The sequence below is a fragment of the Draconibacterium mangrovi genome, assembly GCF_010586825.1.
Taxonomy (GTDB): Bacteria; Bacteroidota; Bacteroidia; order Bacteroidales; family Prolixibacteraceae; genus Draconibacterium; species Draconibacterium mangrovi.
Map to the genome: position 1 here is coordinate 1 of NZ_JAAAGB010000018.1, position 17,227 is coordinate 17,227.

Sequence of the window (17,227 nt, forward strand, 5' to 3'; positions counted from 1 at the left end):
AATGGCTGCGGCTGATGAGTTTAAAGACAAAACCAGGCACGTTCATCAGCAATGGCAGACCGATTTTACGTACTTTAAAGTGATAAACTGGGGTTGGTATTACTTGTCTACTATTATGGACGATTACTCCCGTTATATCATTGCCTGGGAACTTAGCACCAATATGGAAACGACCGATGCCAAACGGATTGTCAAAACAGCATTGAAAAAAACAGGACTCAATACGGATAATCGGCCAAGACTTTTGTCTAATAATGGTTCCTGCTACGTTCCCAATGAGTTCCAAAAATTCATAAGCGACAGTAAAATGGGCCATGTGCGTGGTGCCCCGTACCACCCGCAAACACAGGGGAAGATTGAGCGATATCACCGTTCGATGAAAAATGTGGTAAAACTCGAAAATTACTTCTTCCCTGATGATTTGAGGGCCAATATTGAAGTGTTTGTGGATTAATATAACAATCATCGTTATCACGAATCATTACAAAATGTAACGCCTGCCGATGTTTATTTTGGACGGGCTAAAGAAGTTTTGATTCGAAGAAAAGAGATAAAATTTGAAACCATAAATGAAAGGAGGAGAATGAATCGGAAGTCGGCTTAAGTAGCCATTGAAATATTGATAACTTTCTTAACGTGAAGCTAAAAGTTATCAATATTTCAACAGCAAATAAAAATTATCATAATTATTAATTTTAAATGTAAAAAGTATCTCTTAAGTTTATAGAAAAATTTGTCCAATAGGTTCTGACGTTAAACACAAGTCTCAGGACAGAACAAAAGGATATTAACAGACCGGTGCAGGCCATTCAGCAATTTCAGTTGCGAAAAGTTATTCAAACCGAAGAAGATGCCAGATTAGCGCTAAGATTTGTAAAAGCAGCAGGTTTTGAAGGGATTGAATTAAACAGTTTTATGATTAAAAAAGTGCCGTTTATTGTACCTGTTATTACTTGGATGGCAGGAATGCCAACAGGAAATAGTGGCAAGTTAAACTGGCATGAATTGATTACAGAATCAGGCTTAAAAGTGGTGAGCATTCACGAAGACTTGGGCAGTATTTTAAAGAATACCGAAGAAATTATTGCAGAGGCAAAATCATTTAACACTGAATATGTGGTGGTAACCGGTATGTATCGGTTTGATTATTCGAGCCGCGACGAGGTGCGAAAGTTGGCCACCGATTTAAACCATGCCGGCAAGCTTTTAAAGCAAGGTGGATTAAATCTCTTGTATCATAACCATAACACCGAATTTCGCAGGGTAGAATCAGGTGAAACAGCTTTTGAAGTGTTAGTGGAGAACACAGATTCTGCTTATGTAAATTTTGAATTTGACTCGTACTGGGCGATTGAAGCTGGTTGCGATGCCGTGAAATTAATGGAATTGCTTGGCAACAGAATGAAACTCTATCACATCAATGATCGGGGAAACAGAGAGAAAGGTAAAATGGGCTCTATTATAAAATCGGATAGTATGGAGTTGGGAACCGGAAATGTCAATTTAGTTGATCTAATTACGACTGCAAAAAAGTATGGGGTGAAGGCCATAATTCTGGAAACACATAGAAACTGGATTGACGATTCTCCGGTAAAATCACTGCAAGTAAGCGGTGAGTTTTTACATGAAGAAATATGATTTTGAAAGAAGATAGCTGAAAAATTACACGCAAAAATATGTTTGGTTATTGTATGATGCATGGAGTTTTCAAATATAATTTGAATTTGTAATACGCTGGAAGTAAAAGCCTCTAATCTATTGGTAAATAGCTTGATTGGCTATTTGCAATCCAATGCAAAAGATAAAATTATATATCGAACCTTGCCAATATATCAAGAGGATTGCACTCTTTTATCGTCAGTATTATAAGGACCAATAAAAGTTAATTCAGTCAGTTGTTACGGTATTCATTCGTAAGAATTGATGCAAAAGGTTGATTTCATTTGGATATCAGCCTTTTGTTCTTCTAGGTAGAATAAAATGTAAATAGTCGCTCAAGAAAATTTCCTCAGGTAGTCCGAAGGAGATACCTTAAACTTTTCCTTAAATTTTCTTGAAAAAACAGAAGGACTTGAGAATCCTGTTTTTCTGATACCAGAGAAATAGAATTTTCTTCTTCTTTTATGAATTCTGTTGCTTATTTAAGCGATAATTGGATATAAAATCGTTGGGAGTTATACCTATAATGTGGACGGTGTATTTTGCAATGCACTAACTATCAGTGATGTATTTAGTCTGTTTCTCGAATGGTCCCCTTTGGGTAACTCTATAATTACTTGTTGTTAAATTATTTAATTATCTCTTAAATACACCAAATTTTATGGAGAATCCGATAGCCAATAAAGTGTCAATAACCTATACAAGTAAAACCTCACAGATGGCTGCCCAATTTTTTAGTAAACTAAGCATCACTATTACATTTAATCCAAGTACTTTCTGATTTGCTTTCTTTTTCTTTTCTATATTTGCGAATTCAAAAAAATAACGCAAGAAATGAGTTTTAATAAAGTAGAAGCAGCTTTAGAGGAATTACGACGTGGAAAGCTGATAATTGTTGCAGATGATGAAAATCGAGAGAACGAAGGAGATTTTATTGTGGCAGCAGAGTTGATAACACCAGAGGCTGTAAATTTTATGGCAAAAGAGGGTAGAGGTTTGATTTGTGCTGCACTAACCGAAGAAAGGTGTGATGAGCTGGAGCTTCAATCTATGGTTATAAATAATAATGCCATAAATAGTACTGCTTTTACTGTTTCTGTAGATTTGATTGGTCAGGGATGTACAACTGGTATATCTGCAGAAGACAGGGCAAAAACACTGTTTGCTTTAGTTGATAAAACTACTATTCCTGCTGATTTGGGCAGACCCGGGCATATATTCCCCATTAAGGCAAAACCTGGCGGTGTTATAGAAAGGCCGGGGCATACGGAAGCTGCTGTGGATCTTATGAAATTGGCGGGATTGGAGCCAGTGGGCGTATTGGTTGAAATAATAAACGACGATGGCACAATGGCTCGATATAATGATCTAATTAAAGTCTCCGAAAAATTTAACCTAGTTCTAATTACCGTAAAGCAGCTAATCGAGTACATAAAACACATTCGTGGCAATAAAGGAAACTGATTTTAGCATTATAATTTACTCGTGTATTTGTTGCTGGATAACCTTGTTTTATTAATGGCAACTCAAGTAAAATTAGTGGAAGGTTATTATTGCGAATCTCTTTATTAATTCAATTAAAAGTCAGTAATACTTTCGATTGTTTTTCTTTTTCTTTTTCTTTTCTATATTTGTGACAATAATTAGCCAAACTGATTTTTACAGAATATAGATAAATGAAGTTATTGCCACAACAACGCCGGGAAAAGATATTTGACTTGATTAGAGAAGATGGTCACGCCAAAGTATTGGAGTTAAGCAAGATATTTAAAGTGACTGAAGTGACGATACGTCAGGATCTTGAAAAGCTTGAGGATGAGGGGCTTGTTGTGCGTGAGCATGGTGGTGCTTATCTGAAAAATATCAGCGCGAATGTTCAGAATATCGAGTTGCTCAATAATGAGAACATGGCCGAAAAGGAATCTATTGCCAAAAAAGCTGTCGAAATGATTAATGATGGTGATACTATTATCCTTGATTCCGGATCAACGGTATCAGAAATTGCCAAACACATTACCGGATTTAAAAACCTGACAGTGATTACTAATGCGCTGAATATTGCTTTGATTTTAGGTGCTGATCCGGAAATAAACCTGATACTTACCGGGGGGGAGTTTAAAGCGCCAACGCTTTCTCTTACAGGGCAAAAGGCTGCTGATTCTTTGGAGGGGCTTCATGTAGATAAGTTGTTTTTGGCGACTGCAGGTATTGCATTAAAATCAGGACTTACTTATCCGAGTATCAGTGATATTTGTGTAAAGAGGGCGATGATAGAATCGGCAGATGTTGTGTATCTGGTGGCGGATTCATCAAAAATCGGAAAAAGCTCGTTTGCCAGTCTTGGGGCTTTGTCTTTGATTGATTATTTAATAACCGATTCAAAAATAAATGAAGATTATATCGATATCTTTTCTCGCCACGATATCAAAATGATCGTTTCTTAAAAACTTCCGTTTTTAGTTTCTTATTTTTTGTTTGTTACTTCCTTGTCGAAGGTTGTAATGCTCATGTATTCAGTGTTTTTTTGCTATTGATTGAGAACGTTTCATTGAGATGTCATGTCTGAACTTTTATCTGCTGTATTCAAAAAATTCTGGGTCAAATCTTATTTTTTACGAATTCTTTCTTTTTTGTTCGTGCTTTTGTTTTGTTTCTTTAAATTTTCTTTTATTTTCGCTTTGTCAATAAAAAAATAACTATACCAAAGTAATATTAAACGAAAATGAACGATTCAAAAAATTACATTCTTTCTATAGATCAAAGTACTTCGGCAACTAAAGTTATCTTATTTAATAAAAAGGGCAAAGTGTCCGATCGCGTTACTATTGCGCATCGGCAGTATTATCCGGCGCCCGGTTTTGTAGAGCACGACCCAGTGGAGATCTTTAATAATACCTGCGAGGGGATAAGCAAAATTTTAACGGCAAATGAAATTTCTGAACAGGAGTTAGCAAGTATTGCAATAACCAACCAGCGCGAGACTTCAATGATTTGGGATAAAAATACCGGAGAGCCGGTGGCAAATGCTGCTGTTTGGCAATGTCAGAGAGGTGCCGATTATTGTAATGAGTTGAAGGGGAAAGGTTATTCGGCAATGGTTTCTGAAAAAACGGGATTGCTGATCGATCCTTACTTTTCAGCCAGTAAATTGTGTTGGCTAATGAATAATACGCACGGGCTAAAAGAAAAGGCCGCCAAGGGCGATTTGCTTTTGGGAACAATGGATAGCTGGTTGCTTTGGAAACTGTCGGGTGGTAAAGTTCATGCTACCGATTACTCCAATGCATGTCGTACATTATTATTTAATATTAATACTCTTGAATGGGATGCTGAATTGATCGATTTGTTTGATCTGGATAAAAGTATGTTTCCTGAAGTGAATTTCAGCAACGAAATCTTTGGCTACACAGATCCGTCGGTAATTCTTGAAAATCCGCTGCCAATTTCCGGACTTCTTGGTGATTCGCATGCTGCATTGTTCGGTCAGAACTGTTTTTTGCCAGGAATGGGAAAAGCGACCTATGGAACCGGATCGTCAATAATGATGAACATTGGAGAGAAGCCGGCACCGTCGCCTGAGGGTTTGGTCACATCGATTGGTTACGGACTGAATAAAAAGATATTCTATGTGTACGAAGGAAATATTCATTGCACCGGAGATACAATAAACTGGCTGAAAAACGACTTGGAACTTATAAAAGATGCGTCGGAAACCGAGGCACTTGCCTGTTCGGTAGATGATAACAACGGCGTATACCTTGTTCCTGCATTTGTTGGTTTAGGAGCACCTTACTGGGATAATACTGCCCGTGCATGTTTGTCGGGTATGGCGCGAAACACTAAAAAAGCTCACGTTGTTCGGGCCGCACTCGAAAGTATTGCTTACCAGGTAAAAGACCTGATTTCTTTAATGGAAGAAAAAGGTGCCATTCAGTTGCAGGAACTTCGTGTTGATGGAGGCCCTACAAAAAATACCTTCTTAATGCAGTTTCAATCTGACATGCTGGGAAGAACAGTTGTTCGTGCCGAGATTGAGGAAGTTTCAGCATTGGGGGCAACATTTATGGCTGGGTTAGCTACCGGTTTCTGGAAGGATTTGGACGAAATCGCTTCATTAAGAGAGTCGGCGCTGGTTTACAATCCTGAATTGGATGCTGAAAATACAAAAGAGCTTTACAGCGGCTGGAAAAAGGCTGTGGAAAGAGCAAGACTATAAAACTAAATTCAAATTATAAAATCAAAAGATTAAAACGATGAAACAAAACAAACAAACATTTGGGGTAATAATCGCTACCCGAAACATTTTCAATTTTCAATTGGCGGTTGATGCCCGTAAAAAAGTGCTTGACAAATTGGCGAGCTTAGGATTCGGTTCGGTGATCCTTCCTGAAAGTGAAACGCCAACTGGCAATATCGAAGGTTATGAAGACGCGGTGAAGTGCGCTAAATATTTCAAACAACATGCTGATGTTATCGACGGAATTATCGTAGTTCTTCCAAACTTTGGCGATGAGCTTGGTGTGGTAAATTCAATTGACATGGCCGGGTTGAACGTTCCTGTTTTGGTAGTTGCTGTTGATGATGACAACGACAAAGTGGATGTGAAAAGCCGTCGTGATGCATTCTGTGGAAAATTATCGGTTTGCAACAACTTCTATCAGTACGGAATTAAATTTACCGATACTACTTACCATACTTATTCGCTGGATTGCGAAGAATTTACGAAAGATATTTACAAGTTTGCCGGTGTTTGCCGTGTTGTAAACGGAATGAAAGGATTACGTGTGGGTGCTATTGGTACACGTCCGATTGGTTTTCAAACCATGCGCGTAAGCGAGAAGATTTTGCAGCGTGCAGGTATTACAGTTGTTCCGGTTGATATGTCGGAGATTTTGGCAGCTGCCGAAAAGATCGATGAAAATGCACCTGAAGTAAAAGAAAAAGTTGAGGCCATTCAGAACTATGGTACTTGCAATATTCTTCACAAAGGACAGATCAGCAAACAAGCCCGTTTTGGTTTGGCAGTTGAAAACTGGATTGAAGAAAACGACATTGATATTTCAGCTCTTCAGTGCTGGGAATCAATTGAGAAGAACTTTGGTTGTGCCGCTTGTGTAACCATGAGTATGATGGGAGAGAAGTTGATGCCATCGGCTTGCGAGGTTGACATTGCAGGAACAATTGGTATGTACGCGTTGGCTTTGGCTTCGCAAAAACCATCGGCGTTGCTCGATTGGAACAACAACTTTGCTGAAGACCGAGACAAATGTGTATTAACACACTGTAGTAACTATCCAAAATCATTCTTCGAAAATGAGATTGAAATTGGTAGTCTCGACGTACTAGGAACTGTTTTGGGTCAGCAGGATACATTTGGTGCCGTAAAAGGTAAAGTTGCAGCGGGTAAAATGACTTATTTCAGAATTTCAACCGACGATACAAAAGGTGGTATCAAATCGTACCTGGGAGAAGGTGTAATTACCGACGATCCTTATGGAATGGACGGTGGTATTGCTGTTTGTGAAATTCCAAATCTGCAGGGATTAATGAAATACATGTGCAAAAACGGTTACGAACACCACGTTGGTATGGTTCGCGGACATGTTTCTTCAATTTTGGAAGAGGCCATTGGAAATTACATGGGCTGGGATGTTTACACACACGAATAATCAACTTAACACTTAAACTATGATACTCGTTCATAATTATGGCCTGGCACTGTTTTTCTTTTTTGTGTCAATGGTATGTTGGGGGTCGTGGGCCAATACGCAAAAATTGGCAGCCCGTACCTGGCGTTTTGAACTGTTTTACTGGGATTTAACGCTTGGATTGTTGCTTGCTGCAACTGTCGCAGCATTTACTTTTGGTAGTATGGGAACAGAAGGCCGCACTTTCATGCAGGATCTGGCACAAGCCGATGGCCGCAGCATTTTTAACGCAATGCTAGGTGGAATTGTGTGGAACCTCGGTAATATTCTGTTAACAGCTGCAATTGCAGTTGCAGGAATGTCGGTTGGATTTCCTATCGGTGGCGGTTTAGCCTGGATATTGGGTATTGCTTTCAATTTTATTCTGGTAATTCTCGATAAAGGTAAACCCGAAGGAAATGTAACACTCCTGTTTATTGGTGTTGCAGTAATTATTGTTGCCATTTATTTGAGTATGCTGTCGTATAAACGTCTGGCACAGAAACAAGAGAAAGCATCTGCAAAAGGTATTCTCTTGTCGGTTGGAGCAGGTTTGTTGATCGCATTCTTCTACGGATTGGTAGTAAAATCGCTCGACAACAGCTTTGTTACAGGTGGAGCAGGAAATCTTACTCCATATACCGGCGTATTCTTTTTTGCAGTTGGAGTTGCTGTAAGTACGCCAATTTTCAACCCGATATTTATGAAATTCCCTGTTGAAGGGGAACCTGTTAAAATGAAAGAATATTTCAAAGGCGACCTAAAAACACACTCTGTTGGTGTTTTAGGAGGATTGATCTGGATGACAGGTATGGTGGTGAGTTTTATGTCGGCAGGAAGTGCCAACCCGGCAATATCATATGCACTTAGTAATGCAGCGCCGGTTGTAGCCATTTTATGGGGAGTGTTTGTATGGAAGGAGTTTAAAGGAGCTCCGAAAGGTACAAATGCCTTACTGGCAACTATGTTTGTGTTGTTCCTGATAGGGCTGGTGTTGATATCGATGTCGAATAGTTAGAATAGAAATGGATTAGTAAAAGGAAATGGATTATAGTATTAATGAATTAGAAAAAGAGGCGATTGAGATCAGAAAGCGTACGCTTGAGGTCATTTATAACGCCGGAGGAGGACACACTGGCGGCTCTATGTCGCTGGTGGACATCCTCACCGCGCTGTATTTTTCGGTAATGAATATCGATCCGGAAAATATGAATGATAACAAGCGCGATCGTTTTATTCTGAGCAAAGGACACTCGGTTGAAGGCTACTACGCTGTTCTTGAACGGAGAGGTTTTATCGATCGTGCTCTGCTTGACACTTACGGTAAGTTTAATTCTGATCTCACCGGTCACCCAACCCGGAAAATTAAGGGAATAGAGGTGAATTCAGGAGCACTCGGACACGGACTTTCTGTTGGTGTAGGAATGGCATTAGCCTCGAAAAGACAGAACCTGGGTTTTAATACCTATGTTTTGATGGGAGATGGAGAGCATGGTGAAGGATCGATAATGGAAGCAGCAGCATCTGCAGGCCATTATAAGCTGGACAACCTGGTTGCGATAATCGACAGGAACAACTTGCAGATCAGTGGACGAACAGAAGATGTGTTGGCCATTGAAGATTTGCAGAAAAAGTATGAAGCAAATGGCTGGGCAGTTGTAAATGTTGACGGGCATGATATGGGAGCACTTATTGATGTATTCAATTCGTGCCCGGTGGAAGCGAACAAACCAACTTTTATTATTGCAAATACCATTAAAGGGAAAGGAGCTTCGTTTATGGAGAACAAAGCGGTATGGCATCATAAAGTGCCGACTGCCGAAGAGTTGGAGTTGGCAATTAAAGAACTGAACGAAAGAAAGGAGGCGTTGTATGTCAAGTAGTGTTATTCCATGCCGAAAAGCGTTTACCAATACAATTTTGGAAGAGGCCAAGGCTGATAAAAGCATTTTTGTGGTAACTTCTGATGCGCGTGGAAGTGTAACGCTGGACCAGTATGCAAATGAATTGCCCGAGCAATTTGTTGAAGTAGGAATTGCCGAGCAAAATGCAGTTGGAGTGGGAGCTGGTTTGGCACTCGCAGGTAATAATGTTTTTGTTAGCGGACCGGCATGTTTTTATTCGGCACGTGCGCTGGAACAGGTAAAAGTGGATGTGGCGTACACCAATACAAATGTGAAAATTATTGGGGTAAGTGGTGGCGTGAGTTATGGCGCGTTGGGTGCAACCCATCATAGTTTGCACGATTTGGCTGTTATGCGCACGTTTCCCGGAATGGAAGTTTATTTACCGGCCGACCGTTTTCAAACAACAAAGCTAATTCAGTATTTGGTAAAATCAGCTATTCCTGCTTATGTTCGGATGGGTAGAAATGCCGTTCCGGATGTGTATTCTGAGAATGATGATTTTGAATTTGGCAAAGCAAAAGTGTTGTCAGAGGGAAAGGATATTGCACTTATTGCAACAGGCGAGACTGTATATCATGCTGTTAAGGCTGCTGAAAAATTGGCTGAAGAAGGCATTGAAGCTACTGTGGTTGACTTGGTTTCTGTAAAACCTTTCGATGCTGAGACAGTTTTAAATGCCATAAAAAATACAAAATGTGTTTTAACTGTTGAAGAGCACAGTATTTATGGTGGTGTTGGAGCGATGGTTGCAGAACTCACATCGCAGGAATATCCGGTGAAAATGAAAATTCTGGGAATTCCCGATGAAAATGTGATCAATGCGAAACCAATCGAAATACTTGAGTATTATGGCTTAACCACTGAAAATATTGTTTCGGAAGCCAAAAAATTGCTTGCCGGATTATAAAATAGTTGAGTAAAGGAGCTGAAAAAAACGCTTAGATAGTGTGGTTTAGGCGTTTTCTAAATAAAGAGTTGACTTAAAACAGGATAGGATAAAAATAAGAAGATCTGTTATTTCGAAACGAAAATTTAGTGCATGTTGAATCGCAAATTATTCTAATTTTACGATGCTGTGAGCGAAAGAATAATCAATAGTACACATAAGTATTTAGTAGAAAAAATAAGGGCTAACGACGAAGCTGCTTTTAAAGTAGTTTATAACGACTATTTTTCGAAACTATTTTTCTTTACTTTCGATTTTATTCCGGAAAAAGAAACCGCAGAAAACATTGTACAGGATACATTTTTGGCGCTCTGGAAAAACCGAAAGGTGCTAAAAGACGATACTAATCTTACGGCCTATTTATTTTCTGTTGCCCGGAATAACTGTCTTTACAGGTTGCGCGACGCACGGTATCAGAAAAAGCTCATTAATAACTCGTTTGATATTAATGAAATCGAGCTCAACATATCATCTTTAAAGTCATTCGATACATCTGACCTGGCTTTTAATGAAATTCAGGCTATTATAATTTCTACGCTCGAGGAGCTGCCTGCGCAGTGCCGAAAAGTTTTCGAACTTAGCCGTTTTCACGATAAAAAGAACCGGGAAATATCGGAGGAACTCAACATTTCTATCAAAACTGTAGAAGGTCATATCTCAAAAAGTCTCAAGATTTTCAGAAACGCGCTGAAAGAATATTTACCTATTGCATCTTGTCTTTTAACGCTCTAGTTTTTAGAGGTTTATTTTTGAAAAGAAAAAAAAGAGAAAAAAAAGCAAATTTCACCAAGGGTATTTGCTTCCTCGTGCAATAGTATTAATAGGAGCATGAAGAATTTAAAGAACATAATAGATTACATTACCGGGAATCTTGACGCTGATGTTAAGCGTGTGGTAATTGACGAGATTCGTAAAGATGACGAGCAAATTGCCTTTTATAAAAAGCTGAAGATTGCGTGGGCTTTATTTTCTTCAACAAAGAAAATGGCAGACTATGATATTGAAAGATCATACAAACAGCTGCAAAAAAAAATTGAAAAAGAAAAAGTAAGAGAACGTTATCTTTCAATAGGTGAGGTTTTTAAATATGCAGCCATTTTTATTGCGGTGCTTGGTATTCCACTGTTTTTCTATTTGAACAGGCAAACGGAGCAAACGGTTTCGTCGGTGCAGGAATTTAAATATACATCGGTTGTTGCCGATAACGGACAGACATCAAAAATACTCCTACCCGACAGCTCTGTTGTTTGGCTGAATTCAGGAACAAAACTTACGTATAACAACGGTTATTCCTTCGACAACCGCGATTTGGTGCTGGAAGGGCAGGCCTACTTTAGCGTAACACGAAATGAAATGCTACCGTTAACAGTAGCATGCAGCGAAATTAAAGTGAAAGTGCTGGGAACAAAATTTGATGTGAACGCCTATCCCGGGAGCAATGAGATTGATGTTGTTCTGGAATCGGGTCAAGTAGAGTTGCTTAATTCTAACGTTGAATCATTTTCGTTAAAAATGGAACCAGGAGAACGAGTAAGGTACGATTTGAAATCGGATGAGTTCAAAGTTGATCATATCGATACCGAAGACTTCACAAATTGGAAAGAAGGTTATCTGATATTTGCGGATTCGCCTATGGTTGAGGTGATTGAAAAACTGGAGCGAAAATTCGATGTGGATATCGAAGTGAAAAATAACACAGTTTACAAATCTGTGTTCAACGCACGGTTTAAAGACGAAGAATTGAGCGAGATTCTTGAATACATTGAGTATTCCTGTTCAATTAAATACAAAGTGCTTAAAAATGACGAACTAAATAAATCAATAATAGAATTTTACTAACAATCTAACGAACTAAAAACTTATGATGCCTATGTGAAAATTCCTTTTTTCTTAAGATTAAAGGAGATGCGCTAACATCTCCTTCTAAAATCTCTATGTGCCAAGATATTTGCAGTGTCCGGCACAAAATAATTTGAATCATTAACTCAAATCAGAACAAATTTATGAAAAAAAACGAATGTGAATTGATTTCCATTATCCGGCAGGTAATGAAATCAAAACTATTAGTAGCTATGAAAGCAACTATTTTTATCTTACTGATAAGTATAACCCAGGTTTTTGCGGTTAGTACTTACTCTCAGACAACAAGGCTCAACCTTAGTATGCAAAATTCTTCATTAAAGGAGGTCCTGAAAGAAATTGAACAGCAGTCAGAATTCTACTTTATTTATGATGCATCTGTGGTAGATGTAGAGCAGAATATTAATGTGGAATTTAATGATAAGTTAATTACAGATGTTCTTGATAAGTTATTGCTTGAATCAAATATCGAGTACAAGATTAATGACAGGCAAATTGCTTTAACCGCAAAAAGAACTGTAACTGCTGATCAGGAACAAAAGACTATTAACGGAAAGGTTACAGATACGAAAGGTGAGCCGCTTCCGGGAGTTACCGTGGTAGTTGAAGGAACTACGATAGGAACTGTAACCGATTTTGATGGAAACTTTACATTGAAAATCCCGGCAAATACCCAAAGCGTTCAAGTCTCTTTTGTGGGTATGCGCACACAGGTATTAACCATCGATGACAGAACTAATTATTCAGTAACAATGGAAGAAGAAACTATTGGGCTGGAAGAAGTAGTTGCTGTAGGTTATGGTGTGCAAAAGAAGAGCGACTTAACCGGATCTATTTCATCGGTTAAGGCGGAAGACCTGGAAAACAGAAGTATTACTACGGTTGACCGTGGTATTCAGGGAAAAACTGCAGGTGTTCAGGTGGTAACAACCTCTGGTGCTCCAGGTGCAGAAACTTCTGTTCGTATCCGTGGTTATAGTTCAAACTCAAGCTCTACTCCACTATACATTGTGGATGGTCTTCGCACTACTAATATTAGTTACCTTGATCCTTCAGATATTGAGTCAATGGAAATCCTTAAAGATGCCGCATCTGCAGCTATTTACGGTGCTCAGGCAGGTAACGGAGTTATTTTGATCACTACAAAGAAAGCTTCAAAGGGCACTCTTCGTATCGATTATAACATGCAATATTCCATTCAGCAGGTTGCCCGAATTCCTGAAGTACTAAATGCAGAGGAATATATTCAATATGCAGTAACTGAAGGTAACCTGGTATCACAATCTCGTATTGATGATTATTATGATGGAACAACCGATACTGACTGGGCCGATGTGGCATTCGAAAACGGAGCTATGCAGCGTCACAGTCTTAGTTTTCAGGGAGCAAATGACAAGAGCTCGATCTACGGATCATTTTCATATTTAGGCAACGATGGTCCTATCATTGGCGATCAGGATAAAAACGAACGTTTAACCGGTACGGTTAATGCTGAGTATAAAATTAAGCCTTGGGTGAAGTTTGCATCAAACAACAATTTTGCCAATTTCAACACTACAAGGGTGCGCGAAGGTGGTATGTATTCAATGCTTGCTTCGGTAATTCAAATGGATCCGCTTACTCCGGTAATATACTCGAAGGACGATGTACCTCTTCATATGCAGTCGCTTCTTGATATGGGGCATGCTTTCCTTACCGATGAAAATGGCGACTACTATTCAATGTCTCCTTTCCAGGAATCGAACAATGTGAACCCATACATTATGCGAGATGGTTACCAGCAACAAAGTGAAGGTTTCAATTTCCGTGGCGTTTCAAGTATCGATGTAACACCTTGGAAAACCCTTACCTTTACTTCTCGTTTGGGATATGACTTTTCAAGTTATACTTTCTACAATCTTCAATGGCCACATACCGATAATACTGATACCAACTATGACTATGTAACAATTGAGGCAGGTAGTCTGGATAACAAATATTGGCAGTGGGAGAATTTTGTTAACTACAATGAGACTTTTAGTGAGAAGCATAATGTAGGTGCAATGGCGGGTACATCATTCTCCGAAAGAAATACTTTTGGCGTATCAGGTTCTGTAAGCGGATCAAGTGCCGAGAATATTGGTATCACTAAACTAGACCGCAACTATGCTTATTTTGCCAATGCAACCGGTACTGCCACTAAGCAGATTACTGGTGGTGAAAAACGCACTTATGCTGAATTGGCTTACTTCGGACGTTTGTCATACAATTACGATAACAAGTACTTCTTTCAGGGATCGTTACGTGCCGATGCTGCCGACCTTTCCATTCTTCCGCTCAACACAAGATGGGGATATTTCCCATCAGGTTCTGCAGGTTGGACTCTCTCTCGTGAGAACTTCTTCCAGAATTTAAACTTAAACTGGCTCTCGCATGTGAAACTGCGTGCCAGCTGGGGACAGAACGGTTCTATCTCTGGATTAGGTGATTATATGTATGCTTCAACCATAACTTCGGATGTGATGTATCCTTTCACCGAATCTACTTACCAAGTTGGTTCGTATCCGTCTTCTACAGGTAACTACAACCTGCAGTGGGAAACTTCTGAACAGCTCGACTTTGGATTGGATATGCGTATGCTAAAAGACCGACTTACTTTTACCATGGACTGGTATAAGAAAGAAACCAAAGACCTTATTATGACAACTGTAAATTCTTCGGCTGTTGTTGGTAATACAATATCTCCACTTAATGCAGGTAATGTAGTAAATAAGGGATTTGAATTTGACTTGAGCTGGAAAGATGACATTGGTGACTTCTCGTATGCTGTAAGTGGCAATCTCTCAACTCTTAAGAATGAGGTGACATATATATATCCTACTCTTAGCCGTGTTGAAGGAAACAGTGGCGGTTCAGGTGTTGCGTCATTCTTCGAAGTGGGATATCCTATTTGGTACATGAGAGGATATGAGTACCTTGGTGTTGATCCTTCAGATGGATCGCCCATCTTTAATGATATAAGTGGTGACGGACTTATAAATGATGCTGATAAAACAATGATTGGTTCGGCGATCCCTGATGTTACTTATGGTCTGACACTTAATTTGGCTTATAAAGGATTTGACCTGATTGTTTTCGCAAATGGTACCTACGGAAATGAAATCTGCTATGCAATTCCTCGTTCAACCCGTATTCAAGCCAATACCTTAAAGTATTTCTACGATCGACGCTGGACAACTCCGGGACAGAATGCTGAATATATCGCAGCTTCACTTCCTGATTATGCAAACTATGTGCAGAGTTCTGCAATGGTATTTGATGGCTCGTACTTTAAAATCAAACAGATTCAGTTGGGATACAATGTTCCAAAGGGAATACTGGACAGAACCAATATCTTTAATAACGCACGAGTGTATGTTTCATTCGATGATTTCTTTGTGTTCACTGATTATCCGGGATTCGACCCGGAAGTTTCAATGAGTGGAGATGGTCTTGGACTTGATTATGGTCAGTATCCTACTACTCGACGAGTTACTTTTGGTATTAACTTATCATTCTAATCTTTAATTTGAAAAACTATGAAAAGTAAATATATATCATTGATTTTGATTATTGTCGGTGTCCTTTCTTTCAACTCGTGCGAAGACAACCTCGACATAGAACAACACAGTGTATCATCCATCGATTCCTACTATCAGATAGATAGTGAAGCTGAAGAGGGTATTACTGCATGTTATACGGCTCTTAGAGCTCTTTACCAGGGGAATTTTACGGATATGATCATTATACTGAATAACCTTTCTGACGATATCTGGGCAGGTGGTAATAGCCACTACGATGGTCGATTTTATAGAATAAACGATTATACCTTTGATGATGCTTATGGTGGTTTCAGTACTATTTATAACAATTTGTACGCGCTCGTGTACCGTTCGAATGTAATTGTTGAATATGTAACTGGGGATACTGAGGTTATGAAAAGGGCCGTTGCAGAAGCAAAGGTTTTCAGGGCTTTTGCATATTTCTATTTGACTACTTTGTGGGGAACTCCTCCACTTGTTGATCATATACTCGCCGAAGAAGAATATCTGCAAGCCAATAGTACTACGGCTGATCTTTGGGCTTTTATAGAGAAAGACCTTAACGAAGCTATCAACAGTGGTGCCCTTACGCAAAAATCAAACAAGGATGACGTGACTTACCGCGTTACTAAACAGTTTGCACAGTCGCTTTTGGGGAAAGCTTATATTTTCCAGGAGAAATACTCTGAGGCTGCAAGTATACTTGATAATGTCGTAAATTCAGGTCTATACGGTCTTCATACTGACCTGAGCACTTCGGGAACACCTTTAGGTAATATGACTGAAGAATCCATCTATGAAGTTCATTATCTTAATGACAGATCACAAAGTGCCACCAATAATACGTTAAATTGGACAAGTATGGGGCTTAGAGGTGAAAAATATAGTTATACAGCAGAGGCTCCTTTTGCAACAGCAACCTGGGGGTATGAAAATCCAACTAAAGATCTATACGATGATTTTGTTTCAGTAGAAGGAGTTGATGGTTATCGTCTCAAGAATTCGATAGCTACACGCGATCAGATGATCAATGACTACGGTACAACCAACATCATGACGATTACAGATAATGAAGGGTTATGGTTTTACAAATACAGGATACTCAAAGATTTTTGGGCAGGTTATTTCTATGCCAATAATCATCGCATAATGAAATACAATGAAGTACTGCTTCTTGCAGCTGAGGCTCATTTACAAAGTGGCAATGCCGGAAAAGCTACGGAATATATTAATATGATACGTACACGTGCACAGGCACCATTGATTACTGGGGCTGTAACCTTTGATGAGATTAAAACTGAATCGCGTTTGGAACTCTGTATGGAGGGACACCGATTTCATAATCTCGTCCGCTGGGGCGATGCAGCAACTACACTTGCAAAGAAAGGTCAGAAGAATCCGGCTCTCTTAACGGATGGAAGTGTGATTTGGGAAGTTTATAACGACGATCCTGCCTTGTGCGGATTTAAAGTTGGTAAACATGAATTGCTTCCTTTCCCATCAACTGAAATGAGCGTTAATCCCAACATGGTTCAGAATCCAGGTTGGTAATTAACGTATAAGAATATAAAATAAGAACAGACAGTCGATTATAATACTGTCTGTTCT

The 17,227-nt window shown here is 39.2% G+C and carries 14 protein-coding genes; 13 read left to right on the forward strand and 1 reads right to left on the reverse strand.

From position 1 onward, the window contains the following. Positions 1-454: DDE-type integrase/transposase/recombinase (locus tag G4420_RS22610; RefSeq protein WP_163326227.1), on the forward strand; the 454-nt coding region annotated here is incomplete at its 5' end. Between the two features lie 368 nt (positions 455-822). Further along, entirely contained in the window at positions 823-1,638 is an 816-nt protein-coding gene (locus G4420_RS22615) for a sugar phosphate isomerase/epimerase family protein (RefSeq protein ID WP_204273793.1), read from the forward strand. Between the two features lie 356 nt (positions 1,639-1,994). On the opposite strand, the gene G4420_RS23635 is transcribed toward G4420_RS22615, so the two are convergent. After that, entirely contained in the window at positions 1,995-2,141 is a 147-nt protein-coding gene (locus G4420_RS23635) for an AraC family transcriptional regulator (protein ID WP_163326270.1), read from the reverse strand. A gap of 352 nt (positions 2,142-2,493) precedes the next feature. On the opposite strand from G4420_RS23635, the gene ribB reads away from it, so the two are divergent. The 11 genes from ribB (at position 2,494) to G4420_RS22675 (ending at position 17,170) form a co-directional block, all read left to right on the forward strand. Beyond that, the gene (ribB, locus tag G4420_RS22625) at positions 2,494-3,123 is read left to right on the forward strand and encodes a 3,4-dihydroxy-2-butanone-4-phosphate synthase (protein WP_163326228.1); all 630 of its coding nucleotides are present in this window, start codon (positions 2,494-2,496) and stop codon (positions 3,121-3,123) included. Positions 3,124-3,335: 212 nt separating this feature from the next. Then, positions 3,336-4,103, forward strand: a complete 768-nt coding sequence (locus G4420_RS22630) for a DeoR/GlpR family DNA-binding transcription regulator (RefSeq protein ID WP_163326229.1) — start codon at positions 3,336-3,338, stop codon at positions 4,101-4,103. Between the two features lie 278 nt (positions 4,104-4,381). Continuing rightward, on the forward strand, positions 4,382-5,875 hold the full coding sequence (glpK, locus tag G4420_RS22635) for a glycerol kinase GlpK (RefSeq protein WP_163326230.1): 1,494 nt from the start codon (positions 4,382-4,384) through the stop codon (positions 5,873-5,875). 37 nt (positions 5,876-5,912) lie between these two features. Beyond that, complete coding sequence (locus tag G4420_RS22640) at positions 5,913-7,328, forward strand: L-fucose/L-arabinose isomerase family protein (RefSeq protein WP_163326231.1); 1,416 nt, start codon at positions 5,913-5,915, stop codon at positions 7,326-7,328. 19 nt (positions 7,329-7,347) lie between these two features. Beyond that, entirely contained in the window at positions 7,348-8,364 is a 1,017-nt protein-coding gene (locus G4420_RS22645) for a GRP family sugar transporter (protein ID WP_163326232.1), read from the forward strand. Positions 8,365-8,389: 25 nt separating this feature from the next. Further along, entirely contained in the window at positions 8,390-9,229 is an 840-nt protein-coding gene (locus G4420_RS22650; protein ID WP_163326233.1) for a transketolase, read from the forward strand. Beyond that, positions 9,219-10,160 (forward strand): transketolase family protein, encoded by a 942-nt coding sequence (locus tag G4420_RS22655; RefSeq protein ID WP_163326234.1) that lies wholly within the window; start codon positions 9,219-9,221, stop codon positions 10,158-10,160. The genes G4420_RS22650 and G4420_RS22655 overlap by 11 nt, the downstream gene beginning before the upstream one ends. 168 nt (positions 10,161-10,328) lie before the next feature. Further along, the gene (locus G4420_RS22660) at positions 10,329-10,931 is read left to right on the forward strand and encodes an RNA polymerase sigma-70 factor (RefSeq protein ID WP_163326235.1); all 603 of its coding nucleotides are present in this window, start codon (positions 10,329-10,331) and stop codon (positions 10,929-10,931) included. A gap of 96 nt (positions 10,932-11,027) precedes the next feature. Further along, entirely contained in the window at positions 11,028-12,038 is a 1,011-nt protein-coding gene (locus tag G4420_RS22665; protein ID WP_163326236.1) for a FecR family protein, read from the forward strand. A 164-nt stretch (positions 12,039-12,202) separates the two neighbouring features. Beyond that, entirely contained in the window at positions 12,203-15,598 is a 3,396-nt protein-coding gene (locus G4420_RS22670; RefSeq protein ID WP_163326237.1) for a TonB-dependent receptor, read from the forward strand. 45 nt (positions 15,599-15,643) lie between these two features. Then, on the forward strand, positions 15,644-17,170 hold the full coding sequence (locus tag G4420_RS22675; RefSeq protein WP_163326238.1) for a RagB/SusD family nutrient uptake outer membrane protein: 1,527 nt from the start codon (positions 15,644-15,646) through the stop codon (positions 17,168-17,170). Positions 17,171-17,227 lie beyond the last annotated feature (57 nt).

What these genes read in the sequence shown, in the direction of transcription:
- ribB (WP_163326228.1), top strand. Translation starts at nt 2,494, where the DNA reads ATGAGTTTTAATAAAGTAGAAGCAGCTTTAGAGGAATTACGACGTGGA.
- G4420_RS22630 (WP_163326229.1), top strand. Translation starts at nt 3,336, where the DNA reads ATGAAGTTATTGCCACAACAACGCCGGGAAAAGATATTTGACTTGATT.
- glpK (WP_163326230.1), top strand. Translation starts at nt 4,382, where the DNA reads ATGAACGATTCAAAAAATTACATTCTTTCTATAGATCAAAGTACTTCG.
- G4420_RS22640 (WP_163326231.1), top strand. Translation starts at nt 5,913, where the DNA reads ATGAAACAAAACAAACAAACATTTGGGGTAATAATCGCTACCCGAAAC.
- G4420_RS22645 (WP_163326232.1), top strand. Translation starts at nt 7,348, where the DNA reads ATGATACTCGTTCATAATTATGGCCTGGCACTGTTTTTCTTTTTTGTG.
- G4420_RS22650 (WP_163326233.1), top strand. Translation starts at nt 8,390, where the DNA reads ATGGATTATAGTATTAATGAATTAGAAAAAGAGGCGATTGAGATCAGA.
- G4420_RS22655 (WP_163326234.1), top strand. Translation starts at nt 9,219, where the DNA reads ATGTCAAGTAGTGTTATTCCATGCCGAAAAGCGTTTACCAATACAATT.
- G4420_RS22665 (WP_163326236.1), top strand. Translation starts at nt 11,028, where the DNA reads ATGAAGAATTTAAAGAACATAATAGATTACATTACCGGGAATCTTGAC.
- G4420_RS22670 (WP_163326237.1), top strand. Translation starts at nt 12,203, where the DNA reads ATGAAAAAAAACGAATGTGAATTGATTTCCATTATCCGGCAGGTAATG.